Annotated in this window: 1 protein-coding gene; it reads right to left on the minus strand. The window is 57.8% G+C overall.

The features are described from left to right. Positions 1-107: 107 nt before the first annotated feature. Positions 108-617: a Ros/MucR family transcriptional regulator gene (locus FS320_RS43915; protein ID WP_152718724.1), complete on the minus strand. Its 510-nt coding sequence runs from the start codon at positions 615-617 to the stop codon at positions 108-110. Positions 618-1,103: the final 486 nt, after the last annotated feature.

Raw genomic sequence — 1,103 nt, forward strand, 5'->3', positions numbered from 1 at the left:
GCGGCGCACGCATCACCTGGATGTTCACGACCGAAAAGGCCCGGGCCAAAATGAGCCGCGCCTATCCTAAACTCGCCCCTCTCGAGCCACTCGCCAAAGGGTCATAATCACTGTGCCGAGGATCTAGAAGGTGTGCGACGCTGGGGCTTTGAGACCTCAGCCGGGGCTGTGACAGCCTCATCCGACATGGCAACTGATTTCGCAGCCGTCTTCCTCCTTTGCTGACCAAGGCCGCTACTTCTGGCGAGTTCAGAACGCCGCAGAGCATAGTTCGGCGCGACCATCGGATAGTCATCGGGCAGTCCCCACTTTGCACGGTACTGCGCGGGGGTTAGACCCAGCTTTCCAAGGTGGCGCTTGAGCGTCTTGTACTTCTTGCCGTCCTCGAGACTAACCAGGAAATCAGGGGTGACAGACTTGCGGATCGCAATGGATGGCTGCAGCTGCTTCGCTGGCTCTGCTTGCTTGGCAGCAACCAAACCCTGGAGCGCAGCGTGGACGGACGCGATCACGGCCGGCAGATCGGCCCGATGAACTGCGTTGTTTGCGACATATGAGGAAACGATGTCGGCGGTGATGCTGGTTAGATCGAGGTCCGGCGGATTAATTTGGTTCATGGTCTTTCGCTACGTGCCAAATGATCGTCAGGCGCACAGATGCAATCATTGTGATTGGGCGAGAGACCGTCTGCAGTCCCGCTCTAACTTTACTCTGTCATCCTCGCCGATCACAGCAAATGGAAGCGCCCTAGCCGGCACGGATCTCAGGAAATCTCAGCCAAGGCGCCGTGGCATCCGTAGAGGCAAAACAATAGAGCCACACCCGATAAGCTACGCTGTTCTGGTGGAGGCTCAACTGAGCAATCGGAGTGAGCCTTTATTCCTGCAATGCTTAACCCTCGGCTTCGGGAGTAGTCCAGAAACAGAAGGGCTCCAGCTGAGGAGATCGGGGAAATCCTCAGCAAGGGCGTGCGGTTCATACGATCCGAACGCAATCGAGCAACTGGGTCAGCAGTGCTCTCACGTCCCGGCGGAGGGCTGCGCAAGGGAATGACATGACGGATCTCCAAGCTGCCGTCGTGAACGATGATGCGGTCGATGACC

This window comes from Microvirga tunisiensis (assembly GCF_009296175.1).
Lineage (GTDB): Bacteria > Pseudomonadota > Alphaproteobacteria > Rhizobiales > Beijerinckiaceae > Microvirga > Microvirga tunisiensis.

What these genes read in the sequence shown, in the direction of transcription:
- FS320_RS43915 (WP_152718724.1), bottom strand. Translation starts at nt 617, where the DNA reads ATGAACCAAATTAATCCGCCGGACCTCGATCTAACCAGCATCACCGCC.